The sequence below is a fragment of the bacterium genome (assembly GCA_036524115.1).
Classification (GTDB): Bacteria; JAUVQV01; JAUVQV01; order JAUVQV01; family DATDCY01; genus DATDCY01.
Genome location: DATDCY010000262.1, coordinates 1 through 1863, shown reverse-complemented (window position 1 = coordinate 1863; position 1863 = coordinate 1). Strand labels below are relative to the sequence as shown.

Below are 1863 nucleotides of genomic sequence, written 5' to 3'. Positions count from 1 at the left end.
CCGCGGGCATCTCTTCCGCGGACGCCGGGACGCTCGCGCCCGCCCCGCCTCCCCCGCTTGCCCCGCCAGCGGTCTCCGGCGCCGCTGCCGCGCGTGCGGCCGCGGCCGTCGCGCGGCGCTCCCGCACCTTGGCGTACAGGGTGTTGGTCAGGCTGTACTCCAGGCGGCTCGCCGGCTCGATCCGGTCGATGGAGTCGAACTTCGGCATCCTCGACTGGTCCACCGACGGGGTGTACACGTAGCCGATGCTCGGCTCGATGAGGTGCTTGACCTTCTCGATCCCGCGCTGCTCGACGTCCCAGACGCGGTAGAACCGCGGCCCCTCGAGCGTGACCCTCCCCGTCGGGACCTGCCGCGTCGCCTCCTGCCCGTCGAGATCCCGGCTGTAGTAGGCCACGTCGTACGTCGCGGCGGGGATGACCCGCGCGACGCTCCCGAGCGAGAGCGGCCAGGTCAGCTCGGGGACCAGGTGCAGGCGCGTGGTCGCGAACTCGCCGCTGGCGTTGTCGCGGCGCAACCGCACGCCGCTCGCGTCGAGCCGCAGCAGCAGATCGGTGTCGAAGAGCCGGGTGCTCGTGCGGTCGACCGTCAGCTCCGGAAAGCGGGTGAGCGTGTTGCGCTGCTCGGTGATCAGGCTCTCCTCGTGGCGCCCCGAGAGCGTGAAGTCCCACGCCGACCAGCTGCGCCTGAGGTAGACCGACGTCGTGGTGCGCTCGTCGGAGCGCTTCTCGATGGTGTCCGCGTAGTTGGCCCTGAAGCTGCGGTCGCTCTGGAAGAACGCCTCGGCCTCGAGCTGCAGGCCGAGCGGCAACTCGTGCGAGTTGCGCGTCGAGAAGGACCAGCGCTCGGCGCCCGTCCCCGTCCCGCCGTCCTCCTGCAGGTAGTACGCGTTGAGGACGCCCTGGGTGCGCAACCCGAGCAGGTAGCGGACCTCGCCGTTGGCGCCCCACCCCGTCTTCTGGAGGTAGTCGAGGCCGACGGTGGCGTCGAAGTTGTCGCGCGGCGCCCAGTAGTAGGCCTCGCGCAGGATGACGCCGTCCCGGTTCGAGTAGCGGATCTCGGGGATCAGGAGGCCCGAGGAGCGGTCGCGCTTGACGGGGAAGACCGCGTAGGGGAAGTACAGCACCGGCAGCCGCTTGACGAACAGGCTCGGGTTCCACGCGTGCAGGTACTCGTCGATCGTGACGTCCGCGGTCGTCGTGTGGAAGCTCCAGTCGGGCAGGACGCCCTCGCACGTGGTGAAGGTGCCGCCGCGGACGACGTAGCGGTCCGGCCCCTGCTTCTCGATGCGCCTGCCCGTGAAGTAGTAGCTCTGCACGAAGCCCTGCCCGTGCTCGACAAACCCGATCCGGGTGCCGAGGTTCAGCTCGAGGTGCTCGCCCTGGAGCCGGTCCGCCCCGGCGTCGAGGACGACGTTGCCGTCGGCAACCAGGTCGCGCGTCAGCTCGTTGTACACAACCCGATCCGCGGCAAGGCGCAGGTCACGGTGCCGGACGACGACCGCGCCCTCGCCGACGATGACCCGTTCCTCGCCGTGCCGCTCGAGCTGCGCGGCGTTGACCAGCACCTCGTCGCCGCCCACTGCCGGGGCGGTCTGCTGTGCGGCCGGGGCGGCCTGCTGCGCCGCCGCGGGGAGCGCGGGCAACACCAGCAGGGCGAGCACGACCGGGAGGATGCGGGACATCCGGACTCCTCTAGCACAGGAGGTGGCGTCGATCAACATGCGCGGATCGCGGCTACCAGCGCGGGCGGCGGGCGAGGACCTCGCCAACCAGGAACAGGGAGCCGGCGACGACGACGAGCCCGCCGCGGCCGGCAGCGCGCCGGGCCGCCTCCAGCGCCTCGACCGTGCCGCCGGCCGCC

General features: G+C 71.7%; 1 protein-coding gene. It reads right to left on the bottom strand.

Going from position 1 to position 1863, the window contains the following annotated elements:
* A partial coding sequence (gene lptD / locus VI078_12715; protein HEY6000143.1) for an LPS assembly protein LptD occupies nucleotides 1-1684 on the bottom strand: 1684 nt, incomplete at its 3' end.
* Nucleotides 1685-1863: the final 179 nt, after the last annotated feature.